The sequence below is a fragment of the Micromonospora sp. NPDC000668 genome (assembly GCF_042897975.1).
Lineage (GTDB): Bacteria > Actinomycetota > Actinomycetes > Mycobacteriales > Micromonosporaceae > Micromonospora.
Window position 1 is genome coordinate 710,480 of sequence record NZ_JBIAYP010000003.1, and the last position, 24,658, is coordinate 735,137.

The window sequence follows — 24,658 nt, forward strand, 5'->3', positions numbered from 1 at the left end:
CGACGCAGCGTGCTGCCACCGTCGCGGACTGCGTGGATCAGGAGCCGAGCAGGGCGTCGTGCACCTCGGCCCAGACCTGCTCGTTGGCCGCGACGAGCAGGCCTCGCCCCTCGCCGGCAGGGTGATAGTCGACGCCGTCGAACCGGCGGGCAACGCCACCGGCCGCGCGGACCAGCAGGGCGCCTGGGGCGTGGTCCCACGGCAGGGTGCGCCAGAAGAGGGTGAACTGCTGCTCGCCGGTGAGGATGTCCAGGTACTCGCGGCCGGCGCAGTGCTGGCCGGGCAGCAACTCGCCGAGCCGCCGGCCGCCGGCGCGGACCCGGTCCCGGGCCTCCGGTGGCAGGAACCGGGTCATGGCCGCGCCGCGCAGCTCGCCCAGCGGCGGCACCCCGACCGCGCCGCCCACCGGCCGACCGTTGAGCAGGGTGCCATCGTCGGCCCAGCCAGCGGCCAGGGTCTCGGCCATCGGGTCGAGGATCCAGCCGGCGGTCAGCCGCCCGTCGGTCAGCAGCGCCACCATCAGCGCGAACGGCCGTCGGCCGGCGGCGAAGTTGGCGGTGCCGTCGATCGGGTCCACCAGCCAGACGTCCCCGCCGTCGCGCAGGTGCCGCAGCAGCCCTGGATCGTCGGCGACGCCCTCCTCACCGACCACCATCGAGCCCGGCCGCAGCCGGCGCAGCCTCGCGGAGATCAGCTCCTCGGCCCGGCGGTCGGCGATGGTGACCACCTCGCCGGGCGCCTTCTCCGACACGTCCGCCTCGTCGAGCTTGCGGAACAGCGGCAGCACGATCTGGTCGGCGGCCTCCCGGAGCAGGTCACTGACGTCGTCGAGCAGGGTGTCAGCCACGCGGCGGCAGCTTGACCACGCTGACGAAGAACTCGTCGATCTGGCGGACCACCGAGATGAAGCGCTCGAAGTCCACCGGCTTGGTCACGTAGGCGTTGGCGTGCAGCTGGTAGCTGCGCAGGATGTCCTCGTCGGCCTGCGAGGTGGTGAGCACCACCACCGGGATCCGGCGTAGTTCCTCGTCCTTCTTGATCTCTTCCAGCACCTCCCGGCCGTCCCGGCGCGGCAGGTTGAGGTCGAGCAGGATCAGGTCGGGCATCACCGCGTCGGCGTACTGGCCCTCCTGCCGCAGGTAGGCGAGCGCCTCGGCGCCGTCGGACACGACGGTCAGCCGGTTGCGCAGCTTGTGCTCCTCGAACGCCTCCTGGGTCATCAACACGTCACCCGGATCGTCCTCCACGAGCAGGACCTCGATCGGGCTCTTGCCGTCCGCTGGCGCGGTCATCCCACCGTCTCCCTCATGTCACCCGTTCTACCGCTTTCCCGGGACCCGTCGGCCCGGTCCGGCCGGTCCGCCTCGGCGGACTGCTCCGGCAGCGCGGGCGGCGTCTCGGCCGAAGGCTCGGATTCGCCCGTAGCGTCACCCTCGACCGGCGGCTGCTCCGGCGTCTCGGCGGCCGTGGCGGCCGCCTCGATGGCCTCGGGCAGCGCCGGCAGGGTGAACCGGATGGCGGTGCCCTCCGGCACGTCGGTGTCCACCCAGACCCGGCCGCCGTGGTATTCCACGATCTTCTTGGCGATGGCCAACCCGATGCCGGTGCCCGGGTACGCATCCTTCGAGTGCAGCCGCTGGAAGATCACGAAGATCTTGTCGGCGAACTCCGGCTCGATCCCGATGCCGTTGTCCTGGCAGGTGATCTCCCACTCGGTCCCGACCAACCGGGCCGAGACGTGCACCTTCGGCGGCACGTCCGGGCGGCGGAACTTGATCGAGTTGCTGACCAGGTTGGCCAGCAGGTTGGTGAGCAGCGGCTCTTCGCCCCGGATCACCGGCAGCTCGGTCCAGGTCAGCTCGGCGTCGGCGTACTGCCGGGCGGCCTCGGTCTGGCCGGCCACGTCGCCCATCACCTTGTTGAGGTCGACATCGACGAAGCCCGCGGTGAGCCGGCCGATCCGGGAGAACGCGAGCAGGTCGTTGATCAGCCGCTGCATCCGCTGCGCGCCGTCCACCGCGAAGGCGATGTACTGGTCGGCCCGCTCGTCGAGCTGCCCGGCGTAGCGGCGCTGGAGCAGCTGGCAGAAGCTGGCCACCTTGCGCAGCGGCTCCTGGAGGTCGTGTGAGGCCACGTACGCGAACTGCTCCAGGTCGCGGTTGGACCGGGTGAGCTCCTCGGCCTGCTTCTGGAGCTGGGTGTTGACCCACTCGATGCGCTCGCGCGCCTCCCGCACCTCGGCCAGGTCGGAGGCGATCTTCTGGCGCATCGCGTCCACGTCCTCAGCGAGCCGGATGAACTCCGGCGGGCCGGTGGTGGCGATGCCGTGCTGGTAGTCGCCGTCGGCGACCTCGCGGACCTGGTCGGCCAGCCCGACGAGTGGCCGGATCACCATCCGGTCCAGGGAGAGCAGCAGCACCGTGCCGGCGACGACCACCACCAACGCGGCGATGATCAGGAGCACGACCAGCACGTTGCTGCTGCTACGCACGGCGGCGGCGGACTCTTCCCGGGCGGTCAGGATCTCCTGCTGAAGGTCGCCGACCGCCGACCGGACCTGGTCGAACTGTTGCCGGGCCTGGTCGTTGACCAACGCCTGCCCGGCGGTGGTGCCGCGCTGGTCGGTGGTGGTGATCACTGGCTCCGCCACCACCTGCCGCCACTGCTCGGCACGCTCCTCGACGGTCCGCAGCTCCTGGCCGATCTGTGGATAGTCATCGAGCAGCGTCCGCATCGAGGCGACGAGGTCCTTCTCCTGGTCGAGCCCCGCCCGGTACGGCTCAAGGTCGGCCGGGTCACCACTGACCGCGTACCCGCGGACCCCCGTCTCCTGGTCGAGCACCGCGTTGAGCAGTTCCTGCGCCTGCACCCGCAGCGGGCCGGTCTTGTTCAGGATGGCGTCGATCTGGGTGCGGTTGCGGGCCGCCATCGCCGCCTCGGCGGCGGCCAGGCCGATCAGCAGCACGCCAACGACGGTGAGCAGGGTGATGACCCGGCGGCGCAGGCTCCAGCCGCCGACCACCGGCGTCACCGGCCACCGCCCCGGCTGACCAGCAGCATGGCAACGTCGTCGGCGAGCGGGCCACCGTTGATCTGCTCGGCCCGGCCGACCAGCCACGCCGGCAGCTCGGGCAGCGGCACCTGGCGGTTCGCCGGCTCATCGAGCAGCCCGCTCAGACCCGGCACGTCGAGCCGCTCATTGCTCGTGCCCACCCGCCCCTCGATCAGGCCGTCGGTGTACATCAGCAGGGACCAGTCATCGGTGTCGAACTCCAGGTCGTAGGCGATCGGCCGGCGGGGTCGTACGCCCAGCAGCAGGCCGCCGGGCGCGGGCACCGGAACGACCCGGCCGCCGGAGAGCAGCAGCGGCGGCGGATGCCCTGCGAGTCGGACGGTGGCCCGGTTGGCGTCCAGGTCCAGTCGGGCGGTGGCCACCGTCGCGAAGATCTCCTGGAGCCGGCGCTCGCTCATCAGCACCTGCTCCAGCGCGGGCAGCACCTCGTCGTCCGGTACGCCGGCGAGCACCAGTGCCCGCCAGGCCACCCGCAGCTCGACGCCGAGCGCGGCCTCGTCCACGCCGTGCCCGCAGACGTCCCCGACGATCAGGTAGAGACGGTCCGGGCTGGTCTGCACCACGTCGAAGAAGTCGCCGCCGATCAGCGCGGCGTGCCGGCCGGGCCGGTAGAAGGTGTGCACCGCCACCTGGTCGGTCGTCATCAGTGGCTGGGGCAGCAGGCCGCGTTCGAGCCGAGCCGACTCGGCCTGGCGCAGCTCGACCTCGCGCAGCCGGCGGGCGTTCTCGTCGGCGCGTTTGCGCTCCACCGCGTAGCGCAGCGCCCGGGTCAGCAGCACCCCGTCGACCTGGCCCTTGACCAGGTAGTCCTGCGCGCCCTCGGCGACCGCCACGATGCCGAGGTGCTCGTCCGAGCGGCCGGTGAGCACGCAGACCGCCGCGCCGCTGGACATCTCCAGCACCTGGCGCAGCCCGTCCAGCCCCTGCGCGTCCGGCAGGCCCAGGTCGAGCAGGACACAGTCTACGTTGCTGATCCGTTGCCGCGCCTCGCTGAGGCTGCTGGCGATCAGGAGGTCGATCATCGAGTTCGTCTCGGCGAGCAGCTCACCGACGAGGAAGGCGTCACCCTCGTCGTCCTCCACCAGCAGCACGCGCAACCGCTCGCCCGGCGGCAGGTTGGCGTGCCTCGACAGGCCGCCGTGCGGGTACGGCACAACGGGGGAACCGGCCAGGCCGGCTCCCCGGTGCGGCCGGGTCACCGCCGCGAGGCGCGGGAGATCGCTGGTGATGTCGGGCTCCTTCCGAGTGCCCTGCTGATCCTGTATTAGACAACGGTCGGACACAACACGATGGCCTCGGCGCGACCGGCAATGGGCCGGATCACTGCCCGCGAAGGACAAACCGGGCGGCGGTGGAGGCCAGGACGTCCGGCCGTCCCACCCCGAGCCGCGGAGGGGCAGGATGGTGCCACCCCAGGCCCCACCACCCCCGAGGAGTTCCCGTGGGCGCACCCCCCACCCCCATCACGAAGGGCAGGCCGGCCCGCACGGGTCCGGACGTACCCCTCGCCGACCGCGCGCTGGCCCGGCCCCGCCGGCGGCTCGCGGCCGCCGTGGCCGCCCTCGTCGCGCTGGTCGCCGTCGGCGCCGGCGGCCTGCTGGACCTGCGCACCCCGGCGCCGAGGTCGGCCGACGCGCCGGCGGACGCGTTCAGCGCCAGCCGGGCGTACGAGGACGTCCAGGTCATCGCAGCCCGGTCGCACGTCGCCGGGAGCCCGGCCAACGACCAGGTCCGCGCGCACATCGAGCAGCAGTTGCGCGGGCTGGGCCTGGAGACCGAGGTGCAGGACACCGTCGCCCCGGAAGCCGGCCAGCTCAGCGGGGCGGCGGGTGGGGCCACCCTGGCCCGGGTACGCAACGTGGTGGCCCGGCTGCCCGGCACCGACCCCACGGGCCGGGTCTTCCTGGTCGCCCACTACGACTCGGTGCAGACCGGGCCGGGCGGCAACGACGACGCGGCCGGCACCTCCGCCATTCTGGAGGTCGCCCGGGCGTTGGCGGCCGGCCCCCGGCCGCGCAACGACATCGTCTTCGTGCTGACCGACGCCGAGGAGGCGTGCCTCTGCGGCGCCTCCGCGTTCGCCGCCAGCCATCCGCTGGCCGCCGACGGTGGGGTGGTGCTCAACCTGGAGGCGCGCGGCTCGACCGGCCCCGTGATCATGTTCGAGACGTCCCGGAACAACGCGAAGCTGGTGGACGTCTTCGGCCGCGCCGCCCCGCACCCGGTCGGCACCTCGTTCGCCGTGGAGATCTACCGCGCGCTGCCCAACGACACCGACTTCACCGCGTTCCTGGACCGGAAGTTCGTCGGGCTGAACTCGGCGTACATCGACGGTGGCGCGATCTACCACACGCCGCTGGACACCCCGGCAGCGATGGATCGGGGCAGCCTCCAGCAGCACGGGGACAACGCGCTGGGTCTGGCCCGGGAGTTCGGCCGCACCGACCTGACCGACCTACGCTCCGGGAACGACGCCACCTACTTCCCGGTCCCCGGCGGGCTGGTCCGCTACCCCGGCTGGCTCACCCTGCCGCTGGCCCTGCTGGCGGTGCTCGCGGTGGCCGCGCTGGGCTGGCTGACCCGTCGGCGGGGTCGGGCCAGCACCGGCCGGCTTGCCGCCGGCTTCGGGCTGGCCCTGGTGCCGATCGTGGCCGCGCCGCTCGCCGCACAGCTGCTCTGGATGGCGATCACCGCGATCCGGCCGGGGTACGCCGAACTGCTCGACCCGTACCGGCCGATCTGGTTCCGGTTGGCCGTGCTGGCGCTCGCCGCCGCCATCCTGTTCACCTGGTACGCGCTGACCCGCCGCCGGATCGGGCCGGCCGCGCTCGCCGTCGGCGGGCTGGCCTGGCTGGCCCTGCTCGGGGTGCTGCTCGCCGTGGCGGTGCCCGGCGGGGCGTACCTCACCACCCTGCCGGCGCTGGCTGGCGCCCTCGGCGGGCTGGTCGCGCTACGCACCCGGCAGACCGGGCCGTGGCCGGTGGTGGCGGTGACCGCCGCCAGCGCGGTCGGCGTGGTCATCCTGCTGCCGACCGTGGTGCTGCTCTTCCCCGCGCTGGGAATGGCCATGGGCGGCGTGGCCGCGCTGGTCGCGGTGCTGCTCGGCCTGGCCGCGCTGCCAGTGGTCGACCTGCTGCATCCGCAGGCCGGTGGCCAGCGCGGGATGCGGGCGTTGCGGGCCCGGCGGCTCGCGGTGCTGCCGGCCGGGGCCGCCGCCGTGGCGGCGGTGGTGCTCGCGGGGGTCGGCCTGGCCGTGGACCGCTTCGACGCCGCCCACCCCGCACCCACCCACCTGATGTACGCCATGGACGCGGGCACCGGCCAGGCCCGCTGGCTGAGCCACGAGACCGATCCGCAGCCGTGGACCGATGGCTACGTGGACGGGGTGACCGACGTCGGGGACGAATTCCCCGGGCTCGGCGATGGTGAGCTGCGGGCCGGCCCGGCGCAGGCGGCGAGCCTGCCGGCGCCGAAGCTGGAGGTGCTGGCCGACAGCGTCGCCGGCGGCGAACGCACCCTGCGGCTGCGGCTCACCCCGCAGCGGGTGGCGCGGCTGGCCACCCTGCACGTCGACACGTCGACCGCCACCGTGCTCCGGGCCGAGGTGGCCGGTCGGTCGGTGCCGGTGGAGCCCCGCGCGGGCAGGTGGGGCTTCGGGCTGGTCTTCCACGCCCCGCCGGCCGAGGGGATCGAGGTCACGCTGACCCTGCGACCGATCGCCGGGCAGGTGGCGCTGCGGGCGATGGACGCCAGTGACGGGCTGGACACGCTGCCCGGCTTCCGCCCCCGGCCGCCAGCCGTCGGCGTCGTCGGCTCGCACAGCTCCGAGATGCTGGCGGTTGCCCGCACCTATCCCCTGTGACGGACGGGCCGGTGGTCCGGCGGAGCCAGTTCTCCGGCGGGCCACCGGCCCTGCGTACCGATCGGAAATGCCGCATGGCGCCGTTGCGGATCCGCCCGGCGATATCCGGTCAGCTCGCCGGTTCGGGTTGGCCGGCGCCGCTGCGCCGCCAGCGGTTTCCGTCGTGATCGGTGTACGTGAGATCCACCAGAACGGTGTCGGCCGCGCGCAACCGATGCTCCGCCGTCACGGTGACGAACAGTTCGTGGCTGTCCCGACCGTGTATCCGGCGTACCTGTTTCACCGCGGCCAACTCGGTGGGCGTGCCCTCCGGATCGTCGGGCGGGACGAGCCGCGGCAGCACCGTCACGTCCAGCACCGGGGCGTCGCTCTCGTTGGCCACGGTCACCCGGAGCACCGAGTTGCCCCGGATCTCGGCCACCGCCGAGATCAGCCGGGCCTGGGTGGCCCGGACCCGCAGCTCGTCGGTCCGGCGGGCACGGATCTCCCGGCGCAGTCCAAGGTAGACGATCAGGACGCTGGCGATCGAGCCGACCGCGCCAAACCAGTCCGGCACGGAACCCCAGTCGACGGCGGCCTGGTGTGGCGACCAGTTCATGCGTCCATCGTGGATGCGCCAGGCGAGTGTCCCGTACGGCGGATCGGCCCGAATCTATCGCGAAATGGAAATCGCGGCACCGATTCCGGTCACGCGGGTGACCTAAACGGAGAGTGTGCGAGTCAGTACGGTGGTGGATATCCTTGCGGTTGGCGTGGTGCGAGCGACAATCCCTCCCACTGTCCACCAGCTGGACATGATCTTTTCTGTCGCCTACCCCGCCGCAATTTCGCCACCGAAGGGGGACCGCATTGACTGCGGACGTTCCACCCGACGATGCCGGCGTGCCCCGGCCGGCTTACGACCGGCCGAGTCGGGTCTCTGTCGACCCGCCGCTCGGGCGGCTGGACTGCCCGTTGCACGGGCGGGACGACCTGATCGACGAGATCATGCGGCCACGGGAGATCGCCGGGGACCGGGCCTCGGTGCACATCCTCTGCGGCATGGGCGGCTCAGGTAAGAGCCACGTCGCCCTGGAGATCGCCCGCCGTGCCCGTTCGGACGGACGGACCGTCTGGTGGGTGCAGGCGGGCCGGCTCAACTCGGGGATGCGCGAGGTGGTCAGCCAGCTCGGCGCCTCGGAAACCCAGGTCGACCAGGCATGGGCCGGGATGATCAGCGCAACGGACCTGGTCTGGCGCTACCTCAACCAGGCCGGGCAGCCCTGGCTGCTGATCTTCGACAGCGTGGACGAGCCCGGCACGCTCGGCCCCACCGACGGGGTGCTCGCCGACGGCACCGGCTGGCTGCGCAGCCCGGAGGCCGAGGACGGCATGGTCCTGGTGACCACCCGGGACGGCAACCGGAGCACCTGGGGCACCTGGTCGACTCTGCACCAGGTGCGCCCGCTCGACGCCGACGCCGGCGCGCAGGTGCTGATCGACCGGGCCGGCCCGCAGGCCGGTGACCTGGCCGACGCCCGGGAGCTGGCCCGGGAGCTGGGCGGGTTGCCGCTGGCCCTGCGCGCGGCCGGCAACTACCTCCGGTCGGTCAACGCCAGCCCGGTCTGGCGCGGCTCCTCCACCATCACCACCTTCGCCGACTACCGGGCTGCGGTGGAGCGCCGGTTCCGCTCGCCGCGCGACGCCGCCGACATCGACCTCGACGAGTCGCTCGGCCTGGAGATCGTCCGCGAGGTCGACGACATCTCACTGGACCTGCTGGCCCGCCGCCAGCTCCAGCAGAGCCGCCCACTGCTCAACGTGCTGGCCTGCCTGAGCATCTCCCCGGTGCCCTACGAGGTGGTGCTCAAGCCAGCCATCCTGGCCGGGTCGCCACTCTTCGAAGGGCTGACCGGTCGGCAGCGGGTGAAGGTGCTAGAGGGCATCGGGGACCTCGCCCTGGTCGACTTCGACGTCCGGGAGGACGTCACCGACCCGGCCTTCGCACACGTGCTGTCGCTGCACCCGCTGGTGCACGCGATGTTCCGGGACCGGGACGAGGTCCGCGAGCAGATCGCCGAGTACCACGGGCTGGTCATGAGGCTGCTACTCGCCGCCACCGAGGGGCAGAGCCCGGACGACTCGGCCGTCTGGGCCAACTGGGACGTGCTGGTGCCGCACCTGGTCGAGGCGGTCCGCGAATACCTCGTGCCGCAGCAGCAGAAACACGACCCCGAGACGGTACGCCGGGCGCTGGAGCTGGCCCGGCTCACCGCCCGCTACCTCATCGCGGTCGGCCTGCCGGGCTCGGCCTTCGACATTCTCGACCCGATCGTGCGCGGTTGTGCCGCGTACGACCACGAGCGCGACCGGCCCCAGGTACTGGCGCTGCGGCACGAGCTGGGCCGCACCTGGCTGGAGCGGAACCAGCCGGAGATGGCCGAGCGGGTGCTCCGCGACGTGATCGCGGACCGGACCAGGGTGCTCGGCAGCGACGACGCCGACACGCTGGCCAGCCGGCACAAGCTGACCAAGGCGATCATGGCGCAGCGTCAGTGGCCGGAGGCCGAGCTGGAGCTGCGGCAGATCGTCATTGCCGAAGACCAGGTCCGCGGTCCGGAGCACTGGGACACCATGGTGGTGCGGCACAGCCTCGCGCTGGCCGTGCTCGCCCAACACCGGGCCGCCGAGGCCGAGGAGATGCTGCACGCCATCCTGGAGGTCCGGTACCGCACCTGGCCGCTCAACCAGCCGGAGACCTGGCAGGCCCGGCACACGCTGGCCCGCTGCATGCAGGAGCAGGGCTGGCTCGACGAGGCGGAGACGGAGCTGCGGGCCACCCTGGCAACCGTCGAGCCTCGGCACGCCGACCGCAGCGAGGTGCTCGCCATCCGGGCCACCCTGGCCGCGCTCCTGCTGCTCGACGGGCGTCTCGACCCGGCGATCGAGGCGTACGAGCAGTTGCTGGCCGACCGGCGGCGGCTGCTCGGAGACACCCACCTGGACACTCTGCAGGTGGAACATGCGCTGCGTCGCCTGCGCAACGGCGATGAAACGGCCGGGCCCACCGCCGGACGCTGAGCACCAGCGACCGGCAGCGGGCTCGGCGCAGCAGGCGTCGGGGTCAGTGCGGCGCGGCCGGACCCAGGTCGCTCGGGTCGGTGTTGCCGCCACAGACGATCAACGCCACCCGCTCCCCCGCCTGCGGCACGTACGCGCCACCGACCAGCGCGGCCAGCGCCGCGGCGCCGCCCAGCTCGGCGGCGACCCGCAGCTCCGACCAGAGCAGCCGGCGCGCCCGCACCAGGTCCTCGTCGCGGACCAGCACGGAGACCACCCCCGTCCGGCGGGCCGTGTCGAAGGCGATCTCACCGATCCGACGCGCGCCCAACGAGTCCGTGGCGATGCCGCCCACCTCGATGTCGACCGGCCGGCCGGCCTTGAGGGCGGAGTGCAGGGTGGGGATCTGCTCCGGCTCGACGGCGACGACGCGTACCGACCCGTCGAACCAGGTGGCGATGCCGGACACCAGCCCGCCCCCGCCGACCGCCACCAGAACGGTGTCGATCCCGTCCAACTGCCGTTCCAGCTCCCGGCCGACGGTGCCCTGACCGGCTACCACCTCCGGCTGGTCGTACGCGTGCACGACCAGCGCCCCGGTCTCCTCGGCCCGCTGGGTGCTCGCCGCCAACGCCTCGGCGTAGTGCTGGCCAACCTGCCGCACCTGGGCGCCCAGCCCGGCCAGCCGCTGCACCTTCACCGGCGAGGCGGTGACCGGCACGAAGACCTCCGCCGGCACGCCCAGCGAGCGGGCCGCGTACGCGACGGCGAGGCCGTGGTTGCCACCCGAGGCGGCGATCACCCCCGCCGAGGGCAGCGACCCCTGGAGCATCCGGTTGAACGCGCCACGCGGCTTGAACGAGCCGGTGTGCTGGTGCAACTCCAGCTTGAGGCTGAGCTGCCCCGGCACACCCAGATCGGCACCGTCGATGGTCAACACCGGGGTTTCCCGGACCCGCCCCTCGACCAGCGCCGCAGCCGCCTCGACGTCGCTTCTGTCCACCATGGGAAAACGCCCTTCGCTACGACCAGAGGGCCAGTCGACCGTCGTCGGTGAGCCCGACGAAACATCCTATGGAGATCCGCCGGCCATCCGTCGCGGGACGCACCGTGTGGTAGTGCCGCGGGTCGAACAGGAAGCCCTCGCCGAGCGTGGGTCGCAGCGTCAACGACTGCGCGTTGGCGGTCACCGACTCGTCATAGCCGTACCCGCCGGGAACGCGCAGGTCCTCGTCGTCCGGCTGCCACCGCCGCCGCCACAGCACGGTCTCACCGCCGGCCGGCGGCACGCGGACGTAGATGTTGAAGGCCAACTGGGCCACCACGTCGGTGTCGAGCAGTCGGCCGGCGTACTCCCGGACGGCGTCGTCGAAGTGCACCTGGAGGCCGGCGTTGATCTCGCGGACGATGCCGACGTGCATCTCCCGCCGCTGCCGCCGCCCGGGTGCGACGTCCGGCCAGGCGGCCCGGAACGCGGCCAGGCACAGCTCCCGCGGCGCGTCCGACAGGCCCAGCGTGGACCAGGTCTTCTCGGCCGCGCGGGCCGCATCCCAGTAGTCCTCACGCAGGTCACCGGCATCGCGGTGGTCGTTGATGGCCGGGCCGAACTTGGCGACGACCGGAAACACCCGGCTCTCCTCGTAGCGGTCCATCGGGGCGGCGGCGAGGGCGGCGGTGATCGCGTGACAGCGGGCCGGGGAGAGCAGGCCCGGCACCCGGACGGCAGCCAGCCGCCCTGCGACGAGCCCGGCGACGTCCGCTCGGGTGATCAGTTCGGATTCGACGGCGACGAACAGCGGGTCGGTGTTCCTCGGTTGCTGCACGGCGGTCCTCCTGTTGCGAAGATCCCTCACCGGACATGTCGCGCCCCACGACAGCGCACCGTGCAATGTACCGACCGACGGCAACCGGGCCGGGGCCATCGATATTGACCACGCCACATGCCGCGAACAGTTTCCGCAGTTCCGGATGGGGTGGCGCGGACACCGCTACCATCGGCGCAACGGGGGTACGGCGCACAGAGCCGTACGGCGGTTGGATTCCGCCGATCGGGGAATGGTGACGCACCCCGGCCTGACGGATGATGCGACTAGTTCGAACGCTGACAAGGAGTTCGATATGGCTGGCGCCGGCCCGACGGATCTTGACAGGCAGACCGACCGCCTGGAGATGGCGCGTCGAATAGCCCGGGAAATGATCGAGTCAGACCATCAGGCACTGGAGCTCGCCATCCGGCAGCGCCCGCAGTGCTGGTCCCGGCGCCCGGCCGGCCACGGTGCCCGCCCGGAGCCAACAACTCACTGATCCGACAGGTCACGGGAGCCGTTCCCGAGTCAGCTCGCCGGCTCGTGATCTCCGTCGTGGTCACGGATCAACGCCGCCCACGCTCTCTGCTGTCACGGGCGGGCCTGCTCCAGGTTGTATCCGCAGGTAGCGCCCGCTATGGAATAGCCGACGGTGGCTGCCGCCAGCACGAGGCCGACACCGACGCCGAGGGCTGCCGCGCCTTTGCTGGACAGCCCAGTTCGCCAAACGAACACGGCCGTCACCACGGCGGCCAGGGGCAGCGAGAACGCGAGGGAGAGCCACACGGTCTCGCGGAACACCCAGACCAACCAAGCTGGATCCCCGGTGATCTCCTCGCACGGGACCGGGTGTGCGGGCCTAGGTGCCGCCGCCAGCGGCGCAGTGGCAAGACCAACGAACGTGTATGCCAACACCGTCCAGCTCAGCGCAGCCCGGGTCCTCGGCCAGTCGATCACAACCGCGACTGTGCCAGACGCCACCGAAGACGGCTACGGCACGCGGAACTGATCGCCGTACTGCCGGGGCTTCTACTTCCAGCGGAAGTACACGAACCGGAGTAGACCACTGCGTTGACCTGGGTCGCGACGCCAACTCAAGATCGAACCGATTCGATCGCGTTCGTGGAGCAGATGACCGTACGGATCTCCACGTCGTCGTCCGGCCGACGAGGCGTGATCGGGCCGTCATTGGCCTCCCACCGGAACGGGCGCAGGCCTGGTAGTTCCGCGGTCGTCGCTGGGCTGCCGAGGAGATGACGCGGGTATGGCGTTGTCGATGAGGACGGCGGCGATGGCGGCGGCGATGGGGAAGGAATCGCTGTCGAGGACTCGGGTGCGGGCCGAGGCGCCATCGATGAGCAGCGCGAGTTGTTCGCCGAGTTGTTCGGGGTTGGTGGCGCCGGCTTCGCGGGCGGTTTCGGTGAGCCGCGCGGCGATGGCGGTCTTGTACTCCCGTGCGTACTCGGATGCGGGGTGTTGCGGGTCGTGCAGTTCGACGGCCGCCGCGATGTAGGGGCACAGGGGCGTGGCCGCGGGCATCTCGAAGGCGGCGAGGAGCCGTTCGCGGGGTGTGAGGTCGGTGCGGTCGAACAGTCCGGGCATGACGTCGGGATCGAATCGGCGCAGGTATTCGGCGACGAGTTCGTCCTTGCTGGGGAAGTGCTGGTAGGCCGTGCGCTTGGACACCTGAGCCGAGGCGCAGAGCTGGTCCATGCCGGTGCGGTTGATGCCCTGATCGCGGAACAGCTGTTGTGACGCGCTGAGGATGCGCTCGCGTGCGCCCCTGCCGCGGCGCTGGCCCAGCGGGCCCTTCTCCAACTCCGTCATGCCCCCAGCATAGACCCGGTCGGTACCGATCGGTGTATGTAGCTTGCGCCCCGGCCAGCCGTCGGCTACGTTAGGTAAACAGAACGGTTTACATACAACCCGCACTGTTTCGAATAGCCATCAAATCAACGGAGTGATCATGGGAAAGCTCGATGGCAAGGTTGCGGTGATCACCGGCGGATCCACGGGCATGGCACTGGCCGGCGCCAAACTGTTCGTCGAGGAAGGCGCGCACGTCTTCATCCAGGCCCGGCGGCAGGAAGCATTGGACGACGCCGTCAAGCTGATCGGCCGCAACGTCACCGCCGTGCAGGGTGACGCTGCCGTGCTGGACGACCTGGACCGCTTGTACGACACCGTCAAGCGGGAAAAGGGCTCGATCGACGTGCTGTGGGCCAGCGCCGGGATGGGCGAACCCGCCGTCCTCGGCGAGATCACCGAGGAACAGTTCCACCGCGCCTTCTCGCTCAACGCGCGCGGCACCTTGTTCACCGTGCAGAAGGCACTACCGCTGTTCAACGACAACGGCTCGATCTTCATGACCGGGTCCAACGCCTCCCTCGGCGCCTTCCCCGGCTGGAGCCTCTATGCGGGAAGCAAAGCCGTCCAGCAGGCCTGGGCCCGCGTCTGGCTCAACGAACTGCGCGACCGCAAGATCCGGGTCAACGTCCTGACGCCCGGCCAGGTCGGCACCGCCAAACAGGAAGAACTGTTCGACGAGGCAACCAGGACCGCATTCGAGTCCCTCATCCCCCGCGGAAAGATGGGCCGCCCCGAAGAAATCGCCACCGTCGCCCTGTTCCTCGCCTCCGATGACTCCAGCTACGTCAACGGCCTGGAACTGGTCGCCGACGGCGGCACCACCGCCCTCTGAACCACACACCAGGAATCAGGAAGAGAGCACACCTCATGAGCAGCATCACCTTCATCGGTACAGGGAACATGGCCCGCACCATCGGCACGCTCGCGGTGGCGGGCGGCAACACCGTCGAGGTCATGGGACGCGATCAGTCCAAGGCCGATGACCTCGCCAAGGCTCTGGGCGGCGGCACGACGACGGGCAAGTGGGGTGCCGTCCCGGCCGGGGACATCGTCATCACGGCCCTGTTGTACGCCGCTGTCGTTCCGGTCGTCATAGAGTACGGAGACGCCCTCGCGGGCAAGGTCATCGTGGACATCAGCAACCCCTTCAACGCCACGTTCGACGGACTGGCCCACAGCGAGGAGACCTCGATCGCGCAGGAAGTCGCCAAGGTGGCCCCGGCCGGCGCCGGCGTGGTGAAGGCCTTCAACACCATCTTCCGTAATGTCCTGGAGAACGGGCGGCCCGACGTCTTCATGGCTGGCGACAATGCGCAGGCCAAGGCGGGCGTGGCGGCCTTCATCGAGAGCCTCGGGCTGCACCCGCTGGACGTCGGCGGCCTGAAAATGGCGCACTGGCTGGAAGGAGCGGGCGTGGTCACGGTGGGCCTCGCCAGCAACGGGGTCGGCCACTGGGACTTCGCGCTCGGCGTCAACGAATTCACCGGCTGAGCCCCCGGGACGAAGCAGTCGACGAACAGGGAGCCGTGCGCCCTGACGATGGTTGATGGATCACCGACTCGCTGATGTCGGATCCACCCGACGCGCGGATCTGCCGCGAGTGGCGCGGTCGTCGATCATGTAAGGCCCGTAGTAACGGACGGACACACCTTCGGTGGCGACGGTGTGGATAAGTCTGGACACGGAGTACGAGAAGCGACACCCCCAATCGGGCAGGACTCTGCCAGCTCTAGGACCCGCGCGGCCCGGCCCTTCGCGTCTTAAGCCATCGGCGAGGGCGTTGAGCAGACCTTGCTAGCGAGCCGTCGGTGCGCTCCCCCCGATACGCCCCCGGACAGTGAGCGAAGGCAAGCGACAGCCAGACTCAGCGGGACTAGAACAGATCGGCCCCTGACCGCATCTCTGCTGGTCAGGGGCCGTTTCTGCACCTGGTGGCGGGTAGAGGATTCGAACCTCTGAAGCTTTCGCGACGGATTTACAGTGCGTCCCAGGTCGGCCCAGTACCGCTGGTCGACCAACGGCCGGGGGCGGATCGCCATGATCAGATGGCACAGATCCGGCACAACTGAGCATGAGCAGTAGCGGAAGAAGCCGGAAACCGACGGAAGGCGTTTCGGCAGGTCAGGCCGCACGTCGGGGGCAGCGCGGGAGGTCGCGAAGCCAAGGCTCTTACTTCCAGCGAAAGTGCACGAAGAGCCGGCCGAAGTTCTTGGAGTCCTTCTCCACCCGGTGATAGAGCTGCTTGACGTCCTTCTGATCGAGGAACCGCAGCACCCGCTTCTTGAGCTGGCCCGACCCCTTGCCAGGGATGATCTCCACGAGGGTGGCCTTCTTCGCCACCGCCTCGTCCATGATCCCGCGCAACGCCCGGTCGATGTCCTGGCCCTTGTTGAAGATCTCGTGCAGATCCAGCTTGAGCTTCATGCCGCAGCCCCCGGCCGGTCAGGTCCCATGTCCGCCATCCTAGGCACGCCCGTCGGCCCACCCGTCGCACGATGACGGGGCGACCCCGAAGGGCCGCCCCGTGCATATCACCTGTCCGCGCTCAGCGCCTGCCGCCCAGGCGGGTCTCCACCCGCTCCAGCGCGACCCGGTAGTCGTCGTTGGCCGCGTACATCGCGGCAGCGATCCGCAGGTGCCGCAGCGCGTCCGAGTGCCGGTTGAGCCGCTCCAGCGTCCGACCCAGCACGTGGTGCGCGTAGTGGTCGCTCGGGTCCCGGTCGACCAGCTCCCGCAACTGCTCCTCGGCCCGGCTGAGCTGGGCCGACTGGAAGTAGGCCCGGGCCAGCAGCTGCCGTACCGCCGCGTTGCCGGGTTCGGCGTCCACGATCGGCTCCAGCAGTCGGGCCGCTCCGCTCGGGTCACCGGTTTCGAAGAACATGGTCGCCCGCCGGTAGTCCGCCAGAAGATCCATCTGCCCACCTCCTCGGGTCGCGCCGTCACCTGTTCCGACGCTGGCACAACGCTGGCCGTTTAGCGACTGTTCCCCGGGTTGGGATCGGGCCGAATCCGGCCTTCGGCGGGTCAGGCGCGGGCGTCCCGGCGCCCGGCGGCCAACTCCCAGGCACGGACGCCACCGACGATCCCGGCGGTGTTCGGCACCACCACCACGTCATCGCCCATCCGGGCCAGTTGCTCAGGCCGAATCAGCCGGGAGTTGCCCCCGCCCAGATAGAGCCGGTCCCAGCGGAACACCGGGCGGAGCCCGTCCACGACCTGGCGGATCCGCCGGGACCAGAAGGCGTCGCCGAGCCGGCGGCGCTCCGGCTCGCCCACGTACGTGTCGTAGGTGGTGCCCCAACGCACCGGCGCGTGGGACAGCTCCAGGTGCGGGGCGAGCACCCCGCCGTCGAAGAGGGCGCTGCCCAGCCCGGTACCCAGGGTCAGCACCAGCTCGCAGCCGGTGCCGGCGACCACCCCGGCACCGTGCACCTCGGCGTCGTTGAGCACCAGCGCCGGCACCCCGAACGCCTCGGCCAGCGCGCCTCGCGCGTCCCAGCCGGACCACTCGGCCAGCAGGTCCGGGTCGACACGGGTACGGGGGCCGTTGCGGGTCACGTAGTGCGGTGTGGTCACCACCACGCCGTGCCGGATCATCCCGGGCACGCCGACCGTCAGCCGGTCCGGCGTTGGCAGCCGAGCGCCCAGGTCGAGCAGGGTCTGGACAAACAGCGCAGGAGGCAACGGGTACGGGGTCGGCACCCGTAGCGGCCGGGCCCGCATCGTGCCGGCCTCATCGAGCACCGACGCCTTGATGCCCCCGCCACCGCAGTCGATCGCCAGTGTGGTCACCACGTCGATGAGTCTGCCCGCTGCCGGCCGGTCATATGCGGGCGGCCGGATAGGCTGCCGTCCTGATGAGCGCCACGATGATCGTCAAGGACCTGGCCGCCGGGCACGGTGACCGCCCACTCTTCGCCGGATTGGACCTGGTGGTCGCCCCCGGCGACGTGGTCGGCCTGGTCGGGCCGAACGGTGCCGGAAAGTCGACACTGCTGCGTACCCTCGCCGGGTTGCTGCCGGTGGAGGCCGGCAGTGTCACGCTCAGCCCGCCCTCCGCGAGCGTCGGACACCTGCCGCAGGAGCCGGACCGGCGGCCGGGCGAGACGGTGCGCGGCTTCCTGGCCCGGCGGACCGGGGTGACCGCCGCGCAGGCGGCGCTGGACGCCGCGACCGAGGCGCTGACCGCCGGGACGGCGGGCGCCGATGACGCCTACGGCGACGCGCTGGAGCGCTGGCTCGCCCTCGGCGGCGCGGACCTGGACGAACGCGCCGAGCAGGTGACCGCCGACCTGGGGCTCGCCATCGACCTGGACCACCCGACGACCGGGCTCTCCGGAGGCCAGGCGGCCCGAGCCGGGCTGGCCTCGCTGCTGCTCAGCCGCTACGACGTGTTCCTGCTCGACGAGCCGACCAACGACCTGGACCTGGCCGGGCTGGAGCGGCTGGAGGAGTTCGTCACGGGGCTGCGCGCCGGCACCGTGCTGGTCAGCCACGACCGGGAGTTCCTCACCCGCACGGTGACCCGCGTGCTGGAGCTGGATCTGCCGCAGCAGCAGGTGCACCACTACGGCGGCGGCTACGCGGCCTACCTGGAGGAGCGCGAGGTGGCCCGGCGGCACGCCCGCGCCGACTTCGAGGAGTACGCCGACACTCGGGCCGGGCTGGAGGCGCGGGCTCGTACCCAGCGTGCGTGGATGGAGAAGGGCGTCAAGAACGCCCGGCGCAAGGCCACCGACAACGACAAGATCGGTCGCAAGTTCCGCAGCGAGGCCAGCGAGAAGCAGGCGGCCAAGGCCAAGCAGACCGCGCGGCTGATCGAACGGCTCGACGTGGTGGAGGAGCCCCGCAAGGAGTGGGAGCTGCGGATGGAGATCGCCGCCGCCCCCCGCGCCGGCGCCGTCGTGGCCACGCTGCGCGGCGCGGTGGTACGCCGGGGCGACTTCACCCTCGGCCCAATCGACCTCCAGATCGACTGGGCGGACCGGGTGGCGGTGACCGGGGCCAACGGCTCGGGCAAGTCCACCCTGCTGGCCGCGCTGCTCGGCCGGCTGCCGCTGGACGCGGGCACCGCCTCACTCGGACCCGGGGTGGTGGTCGGCGAGGTGGACCAGGCCCGGGGTTTGTTCCTCGGCGACGCGCCGCTGATCGACGCGTTCCAGGCGGCCGTACCGGAGATGTCGCCGGCGGACGCGCGGACCCTGCTGGCCAAGTACGGGCTGCGCGCGGCGCACGTGCCACGGCCGGCGGCCACCCTCTCCCCCGGTGAGCGGACCCGTGCGGCGCTGGCCCTGCTCCAGGGGCGCGGGGTCAACCTGCTGGTGCTCGACGAGCCCACCAACCACCTGGACCTGCCCGCCATCGAGCAGCTCGAATCGGCGCTGGCCAGCTATCCGGGCACACTGCTGCTGGTCACCCACGACCGGCGGATGCTGGCCGCCATCGAGACGAACCGTCGACTGCGGGTCGACGCCGGGCGGATCGCCGAGGATTGATCCGTGCCGGCGCGTCGCCGCGGGGTGACAATGACGCCATGCTCAAGTGGGAGTACGCACTGCTGGTCCGCCGTCGCCAGGCGGCGACCAACGACCTGGGCTGGGAAGTCGTCTTCGTCTGGTACGGCCCGGACGGCTCGATGGTCGACGTGACGCCGTACGGCGACACCGCGCTGGCCCACCTGAACCGGGCCGGCGACCAGGGCTGGGAACTGGTCGCGATGAGCGAGGACCCGTCCCTGCCCGGCAACCATGAGCTGCACCGCTACCACCTCAAGCGGCCGAAGCCCGCCGCCGCGCCGCCCCGGCAGCGGATGCGCGGCGGCGGCCGGCCCGGCCGCCGCACCCTCTCCGGCTGACCACTGCGACCGCTCGGCGGACTGACCCGGTCCGGCCCTGCGGTTCCGGCGCGACCCGTGCCCGGCCCGTGCGGGTCCGGCTCGGCCCATGCCCGGCCTTGCGGGTCCGGCTCGACCCGTCCCCGGATGTCCGGTTCCGGCTCGGCCGGGCACCAGTCACAGTTGAGCCTGATACCTCAGAGGCATTTTTATGACTCTGAGGTATCACGCTCGCTGCGGTCTGGCCTCGAAGACTGCGACACGCCGATCAACGGCACTCCGACCCGCCGACGCGGTAGACGAGCGGGGCATACCGGGCGCGGATGCGGGTATCGCGCGGCGGGAGGTGACCCGAATGGTCGCTTTGGCACAGACTCCGCCCTCGGCCGACCGGCTGCGGGCGATCGACGAGTTCCTCGCTCAGGCGTGGGCGGACCAGGTCCGGCACGACGACCGGCTGCGTGGTCTGGCAGTCGAGGTGCGGTTCGACCGGGGGGTGGCCCATCTCAGCGGGGAGGTGGCCGAGCCCGACGACCTGCGGCTGGTCCGGGACCTGGTGGGGCGGCTGGCCGGGGTCTACGGCGTCTGGTGCCGGGTCGGCGTTGGCGGGCGGGAGCCGGTGGTGGTGGATCTCGGCTGCGGGCCGACCAAGCAGTGGTCGGGCAACCTGGGGCTGGACATCTACCCGGCGCCGGGGGTCAACGCCGTGGCGGACCTCTCCGGCTCGCTACCGCTGGCCGACAACTCGGTGGACGTCCTCTTCGCGGTGCACATCCTGGAGCACCTGATCGACTTCCTGCCGCTGGTGGACGAGTGCCACCGGGTGCTCCGCCCGGGCGGCGTACTGCACGTGATGAGCCCCTGGTGGGGGCATGTGAACGCGGTGGCGGACCCGACCCACGTCCGACTGATGGACGTGCAGACGTTCAAGGGAATCTGCCAACTCCGGCCGCCGGGCACCCCGCGCTGGTACCCGCTGCACGCCGGCTGCGACGGTGCCTCGATCTTCGCCGACCTCACCCCGCTACCCCCCGACGCCGACCCCGCAACCCAGTCCCACCTGGCCCGCTTCTTCGACTGACCAACCCACCCCGGCCCGCCCCAACCGGGTCGACCGTTAGGGGGTCTGGGTGGATTCGCGGATTTCCAGGCGATAGGGGGCGGAGAGTTCGCGGGCAGGGGCGGAGCGGTCGCCGTCGAGGCGCTCGGCCAGCAACTCAACGGCGAGCCGGGCGATCTGCGCCTTGTCGGGGGCGACGGTGCTCAGAGTGGGGATCGAGAACCGGCCGTCCTCGATGTCGTCGAAGCCGACCACCGCCACATCCTCGGGCACCCGCAGGCCGGCCTCGTGCAGGGCGCGCAGGGCACCCAGGGCGAGCGTGTCGTTGAAGCAGAAGACGGCGTCGGGGCGTACCCCGGAGGTGAGTAGCCCGCGCATGGCGGCGGCGCCGTCGGCGCGGTGCCAGGCCGACGCGGGCGCCACCAGGGCCTCGTCGTAGTCCAGGCCGGCGGCGCGCAACGCGTCGGCGTAGCCGGTCAGGCGCAGCCGGGCGCTGGCGCCCTCGGGCGTGCGCTGCGAGCCGATCGCCGCGATCCGACGCCGGCCGAGCTGGATCAGGTGGTCGGTGATCTCCCGGGCCGCGCCGACGTTGTCGATCACCACGTGATCCGCCGGGCCGTGGTCGACCCGCTCGCCGAGCAGCACCATCGGCGTGCCGTCCAGGCCGGTCAGGTCCTCCGCGGTCAGCGCCAACGGGCTGAAGATCAACCCGTCGATCAGGTGGTCGGTGATGCCGGAGGCCACCACGCGTTCCTGCTCGCGCCGGCCTCCGGTCTGGTCGATCAGCACGGTCCAGCTGAACTGGGCGGCTGCGGTGACGACGTGGCGGGCCAGCTCGGCGAAGTACGGAATGTCCAGTTCCGGCACGGCCAGCGCGATCACGCCCGTGCGGCCCTTGCGCAGGTGACGGGCGGAGAGGTTGGGCCGGTAGTTCAGCTCGGCGATCGCCTCCTCGACCCGGGCGCGGGTGTCCGGCCGCACGTGCACGTAGCCGTTGACCACGTTGGAGACCGTCTTCACCGACACGCCGGCCCGTTCGGCCACGTCCTTCAGCCTGTTTCGCACGCCGCAACCTCCCCGAGGTAACCCAGCGCACCATACCTCGACATCAACTCTTTACAACGTTGCCTACAACGTTGTAGAAACGACTGATACCGGGTGGGCGGTGACTGCGGTCACCCGGCACCGGCAATGAGGAAAGGTGGCACCCTTGCGGACCGCGCAGCTGACGATCGACCCGGCCTTCGCGATCGGCCCGGCCGACCGACGTCTCTTCGGCTCCTTCGTCGAGCACATGGGGCGGTGCGTCTACGGCGGAATCTACGAGCCCGGCCACCCGAGCGCCGACTCCCGCGGCCTCCGCCGTGACGTGCTGGAGCTCACCCGGGAGCTGGGTGTCTCGGTGGTGCGCTACCCGGGCGGCAACTTCGTCTCCGGCTACCGCTGGGAGGACGGGGTGGGCCCGGTCGGCGACCGGCCGCGCCGGCTCGACCTGGCCTGGAAGACGATCGAGACCAACGCGTTCGGGCTGGACGAGTTCATGACCTGGGCCGCCGAGGCCGGTGTCGAGCCGATGATGGCGGTCAACCTCGGCACCCGCGGCGTCCGGGAGGCGCTGGACCTGCTGGAGTATGCCAACCACCCAGGCGGCACCGAGCTGTCCGACCTGCGGCGCAAGCATGGCGCGGAGGACCCGTACGGGGTGCGGCTGTGGTGCCTGGGCAACGAGATGGACGGCCCGTGGCAGGTCGGCCACAAGACCGCCGACGAGTACGGCCGGCTCGCCGCCGAGGCCGCCCGCGCCATGAAGATGATCGACCCGTCGATCAGCCTGATCGCCTGCGGCAGCTCCAACCGGCGGATGCCCACGTTCGCCGCGTGGGAGGCGACCGTGCTGGAGCACACCTACGAGCACGTCGACTACATCTCGGCGCACACCTACTACGACCCGTCCGACGGCGACCGGGCCAGCATCCTGGCCTCGGCCGTCGACATGGACAACTTCATCACCGAGGTCGTCGCGACCGCCGACCACGTGGCCGCCAAGCAGCGGCACAAGCGCAAGCTGAAGATCTCCTTCGACGAGTGGAACGTCTGGTACGAGTCCCGACTCCAGGCCGACCTGGACCGGCGCGGCTGGGTCGAAGCCCCGGCGCTGATCGAGGACGACTTCACCGCCGTCGACGCGGTGGTCGTCGGCGACCTGCTGATCACCCTGCTCCGGCACGCGGACCGGGTCGGGGTGGCCGCCCAGGCCCAACTGGCCAACGTGATCGCGCCGATCCGCACCCGCAACGGCGGCCCGGCCTGGCGGCAGAGCATCTTCCACCCGTTCGCGCTGACCGCCCGGTACGCCCGCGGCACCGTGCTGCGCACCGAGCCGGTGTCGCCGCGCTACGACACGAAGAAGTACGGGGACGTGCCGGTGCTCGACACGGTCGCCGTGCACGACGAGGAGACCGGTGAGCTGACCGTCTTCGCGGTCAACCGTGGCGAGGAGGATCTCCCCCTGGAGATCGACCTGCGCGGCCTGCCGGGACTGTCCGGTCTGTCCTTCCTGAGCCTCGCTGCCGGATCTGACCCGTCGGCGATGAACACCGAGGCCGAGCCCGATCGGGTGACGCCCCGGGAAATGCCCACCCCCACCCCCGACGGCGGCCGGTGCACCGTGCGCCTGCCCGCCGTGTCCTGGAGCGTGCTGCGCTTCGGCCCGACCAGCGCCTGAAGTCGCACCGGGTTTGACCAGGCACAATTCATTCCGTCCCCCTCCAAGGAGATACCAGCATGATCCAGAACGACATGAGCCGGCGCCGCCTGCTCGGCCTCGGTCTCGGACTCGGTGCCGCGGCCTCGCTGACCCTCGCCGGCTGCGGCGGCGGCGATGACAGCACCTCCGGGCCGGCGGCCGGCAACGGCGGCAAGGAGTACACCGGTCCCAAGGTGGACCTGAAGCTGTGGAACGGCTTCACCGGCGGCGACGGCGACATCTTCAAGACGCTGGTGAACCAGTTCAACACCGAGCACCAGAACATCGCCGTCTCGGTGGCCACCTACCAGTGGGAGGACTACTACAACAAGCTCCCCGGTGCGGCCTCCAGCGGCAACGGCCCGGACATCGCGGTCATGCACATGGACCAGCTCGCCACCTTCGCCGCCCGCGGCGTGATCACCGAGCTGGACGACGTGGCCAAGAACCTGGAGCTCTCCGAGGGGGACTTCGCCCCGACGGTGTGGAAGGGCGGGCTCTACAACAACAAGCGGTACGGCATCCCGCTGGACATGCACCCGCTGGGCTTCTACTACAACAAGTCCGTCATGCAGAAGGCCGGCCTGGACCCGAACAAGCCGCCGACCACCAAGGACGACTTCACGGCGGCGCTGGTCGAGCTGAAGAAGGCCGGCGTCCAGGGCTTCTGGGTCAGCCCGTTCCAGTTCACCGGCGGCATGACCTTCTACTCCCTGCTCAACCAGTGGGGCGGCACGCTCTTCGACGCGGACGTGGCCAAGGCCACCTTCAACTCCGACCCGGCGGTCGAGGCGTGCACCTGGCTGGTCGACATGATCAAGCAGGGCCACTCGCCGGCCAACGTCGGCCAGGACGCCGAGTACCTGGCGTTCAAGAGCGGCAAGAACGCCTTCACCTGGAACGGCATCTGGCAGATCAACGATCTGAAGAAGAGCCCCGAGGTGCAGTGGGGCGTCGCCCCCCTGCCCCAGATCGGCAGCAAGCAGGCGGCCTGGGCCAACTCGCACAACTTCACCATCGTGAAGCAGCGGGCCAACGACGCCAACAAGGTCGCCGGGTCGAAGGTCTTCATCAACTGGCTGAGCCAGCACTCGCTGGACTGGGCCAAGGGCGGTCAGGTGCCGGCCCGCAAGGCGGTCCGCGAGAGCGCCGAGTTCAAGGCCCTGCCGGAGATCTCCGTGCTCGCCCCCGAGCTGGAGTACGCGGCCTTCCCGCCGGCGGCGCCGGGTCTGGGCGAGGTCATCACCACCTTCTACAACTCCTTCAACGAGGCCGCGTTGGGTAAGAAGTCGCCCAAGCAGGCGCTCGACGACGGGGTGGCCAAGGCCAACAAGCAGCTCGAGGACAACCGCAAGAAGTACGGGAGCTGAT

The 24,658-nt window shown here is 71.1% G+C and carries 21 protein-coding genes and 1 pseudogene; 9 read left to right on the forward strand and 13 right to left on the reverse strand.

The window, feature by feature from the left end; genetic code table 11:
• Window positions 1-37: 37 nt before the first annotated feature.
• Genes ACFY29_RS19560 through ACFY29_RS19575 form a run of 4 tightly spaced genes read right to left on the reverse strand, consistent with a single transcriptional unit; the run spans window position 38 to window position 4,272 of the window.
• Window positions 38-847, reverse strand: coding sequence for an inositol monophosphatase family protein (locus tag ACFY29_RS19560; protein ID WP_386987953.1), 810 nt, complete (start codon window positions 845-847; stop codon window positions 38-40).
• A complete protein-coding gene (locus ACFY29_RS19565; protein WP_328420695.1) occupies window positions 840-1,292 on the reverse strand; it encodes a response regulator in 453 nt (150 codons plus the stop codon). Before ACFY29_RS19565 ends, ACFY29_RS19560 begins: the two co-directional genes overlap by 8 nt.
• On the reverse strand, window positions 1,289-3,031 hold the full coding sequence (locus ACFY29_RS19570; RefSeq protein WP_328420697.1) for a CHASE3 domain-containing protein: 1,743 nt from the start codon (window positions 3,029-3,031) through the stop codon (window positions 1,289-1,291). The genes ACFY29_RS19565 and ACFY29_RS19570 overlap by 4 nt, the downstream gene beginning before the upstream one ends.
• A complete protein-coding gene (locus ACFY29_RS19575; protein ID WP_328420699.1) occupies window positions 3,028-4,272 on the reverse strand; it encodes a fused response regulator/phosphatase in 1,245 nt (414 codons plus the stop codon). Before ACFY29_RS19575 ends, ACFY29_RS19570 begins: the two co-directional genes overlap by 4 nt.
• Window positions 4,273-4,514: 242 nt before the next feature.
• Between ACFY29_RS19575 and ACFY29_RS19580 the strand changes: the two genes are divergently transcribed.
• Complete coding sequence (locus ACFY29_RS19580) at window positions 4,515-6,935, forward strand: M28 family peptidase (protein ID WP_386987957.1); 2,421 nt, start codon at window positions 4,515-4,517, stop codon at window positions 6,933-6,935.
• A gap of 109 nt (window positions 6,936-7,044) precedes the next feature.
• On the opposite strand, the gene ACFY29_RS19585 is transcribed toward ACFY29_RS19580, so the two are convergent.
• Complete coding sequence (locus ACFY29_RS19585; RefSeq protein ID WP_386987961.1) at window positions 7,045-7,533, reverse strand: hypothetical protein; 489 nt, start codon at window positions 7,531-7,533, stop codon at window positions 7,045-7,047.
• Between the two features lie 284 nt (window positions 7,534-7,817).
• Between ACFY29_RS19585 and ACFY29_RS19590 the strand changes: the two genes are divergently transcribed.
• Window positions 7,818-9,995 (forward strand): tetratricopeptide repeat protein, encoded by a 2,178-nt coding sequence (locus ACFY29_RS19590; RefSeq protein ID WP_386987964.1) that lies wholly within the window; start codon window positions 7,818-7,820, stop codon window positions 9,993-9,995.
• A 43-nt stretch (window positions 9,996-10,038) separates the two neighbouring features.
• Here the strand turns inward: ACFY29_RS19590 and ACFY29_RS19595 are convergent, their stop codons facing one another.
• From ACFY29_RS19595 to ACFY29_RS19610, 4 genes are all read right to left on the reverse strand, one after another.
• Window positions 10,039-10,980 carry a threonine/serine dehydratase gene (locus ACFY29_RS19595; protein WP_328420705.1) on the reverse strand — a complete coding sequence of 314 codons (942 nt, stop codon included), beginning with the start codon at window positions 10,978-10,980 and terminating at the stop codon, window positions 10,039-10,041.
• A 16-nt stretch (window positions 10,981-10,996) separates the two neighbouring features.
• On the reverse strand, window positions 10,997-11,797 hold the full coding sequence (locus tag ACFY29_RS19600; RefSeq protein WP_386987967.1) for a hypothetical protein: 801 nt from the start codon (window positions 11,795-11,797) through the stop codon (window positions 10,997-10,999).
• A 573-nt stretch (window positions 11,798-12,370) separates the two neighbouring features.
• Window positions 12,371-12,736 (reverse strand): hypothetical protein, encoded by a 366-nt coding sequence (locus ACFY29_RS19605; RefSeq protein WP_386987970.1) that lies wholly within the window; start codon window positions 12,734-12,736, stop codon window positions 12,371-12,373.
• A gap of 228 nt (window positions 12,737-12,964) precedes the next feature.
• Window positions 12,965-13,606: a TetR/AcrR family transcriptional regulator gene (locus ACFY29_RS19610; RefSeq protein ID WP_386987972.1), complete on the reverse strand. Its 642-nt coding sequence runs from the start codon at window positions 13,604-13,606 to the stop codon at window positions 12,965-12,967.
• 139 nt (window positions 13,607-13,745) lie between these two features.
• Here ACFY29_RS19610 and ACFY29_RS19615 point away from each other — a divergent pair, with 139 nt between their 5' ends.
• On the forward strand, window positions 13,746-14,480 hold the full coding sequence (locus tag ACFY29_RS19615) for an SDR family NAD(P)-dependent oxidoreductase (protein ID WP_386988517.1): 735 nt from the start codon (window positions 13,746-13,748) through the stop codon (window positions 14,478-14,480).
• Window positions 14,481-14,515: 35 nt separating this feature from the next.
• Complete coding sequence (locus ACFY29_RS19620) at window positions 14,516-15,139, forward strand: NADPH-dependent F420 reductase (protein ID WP_386987975.1); 624 nt, start codon at window positions 14,516-14,518, stop codon at window positions 15,137-15,139.
• Window positions 15,140-15,817: 678 nt separating this feature from the next.
• Here ACFY29_RS19620 and ACFY29_RS19625 read toward each other — a convergent pair.
• The 3 genes from ACFY29_RS19625 to ACFY29_RS19635 form a co-directional block, all read right to left on the reverse strand.
• The gene (locus ACFY29_RS19625; RefSeq protein WP_007465523.1) at window positions 15,818-16,072 is read right to left on the reverse strand and encodes a Smr/MutS family protein; all 255 of its coding nucleotides are present in this window, start codon (window positions 16,070-16,072) and stop codon (window positions 15,818-15,820) included.
• A 121-nt stretch (window positions 16,073-16,193) separates the two neighbouring features.
• Window positions 16,194-16,562 carry a tetratricopeptide repeat protein gene (locus tag ACFY29_RS19630; RefSeq protein ID WP_328420711.1) on the reverse strand — a complete coding sequence of 123 codons (369 nt, stop codon included), beginning with the start codon at window positions 16,560-16,562 and terminating at the stop codon, window positions 16,194-16,196.
• Between the two features lie 110 nt (window positions 16,563-16,672).
• Complete coding sequence (locus ACFY29_RS19635; RefSeq protein ID WP_386987979.1) at window positions 16,673-17,443, reverse strand: ROK family protein; 771 nt, start codon at window positions 17,441-17,443, stop codon at window positions 16,673-16,675.
• 62 nt (window positions 17,444-17,505) lie between these two features.
• On the opposite strand from ACFY29_RS19635, the gene ACFY29_RS19640 reads away from it, so the two are divergent.
• From ACFY29_RS19640 to ACFY29_RS19650, 3 genes and pseudogenes are all read left to right on the forward strand, one after another.
• Window positions 17,506-19,143 (forward strand): ABC-F family ATP-binding cassette domain-containing protein, encoded by a 1,638-nt coding sequence (locus tag ACFY29_RS19640; RefSeq protein WP_386987982.1) that lies wholly within the window; start codon window positions 17,506-17,508, stop codon window positions 19,141-19,143.
• A gap of 38 nt (window positions 19,144-19,181) precedes the next feature.
• Window positions 19,182-19,427: pseudogene (locus ACFY29_RS19645) on the forward strand (hypothetical protein); the annotation flags it as partial.
• Between the two features lie 409 nt (window positions 19,428-19,836).
• Window positions 19,837-20,562, forward strand: coding sequence for a methyltransferase domain-containing protein (locus ACFY29_RS19650; protein ID WP_328420717.1), 726 nt, complete (start codon window positions 19,837-19,839; stop codon window positions 20,560-20,562).
• Window positions 20,563-20,598: 36 nt separating this feature from the next.
• Here the strand turns inward: ACFY29_RS19650 and ACFY29_RS19655 are convergent, their stop codons facing one another.
• Complete coding sequence (locus tag ACFY29_RS19655) at window positions 20,599-21,606, reverse strand: LacI family DNA-binding transcriptional regulator (RefSeq protein WP_386987984.1); 1,008 nt, start codon at window positions 21,604-21,606, stop codon at window positions 20,599-20,601.
• A 145-nt stretch (window positions 21,607-21,751) separates the two neighbouring features.
• Here ACFY29_RS19655 and ACFY29_RS19660 point away from each other — a divergent pair, with 145 nt between their 5' ends.
• Window positions 21,752-23,266, forward strand: a complete 1,515-nt coding sequence (locus ACFY29_RS19660) for an alpha-N-arabinofuranosidase (RefSeq protein ID WP_386987987.1) — start codon at window positions 21,752-21,754, stop codon at window positions 23,264-23,266.
• Between the two features lie 59 nt (window positions 23,267-23,325).
• Entirely contained in the window at window positions 23,326-24,657 is a 1,332-nt protein-coding gene (locus tag ACFY29_RS19665) for an ABC transporter substrate-binding protein (protein ID WP_386987990.1), read from the forward strand.
• The last annotated feature ends 1 nt before the right edge of the window (window position 24,658 follow it).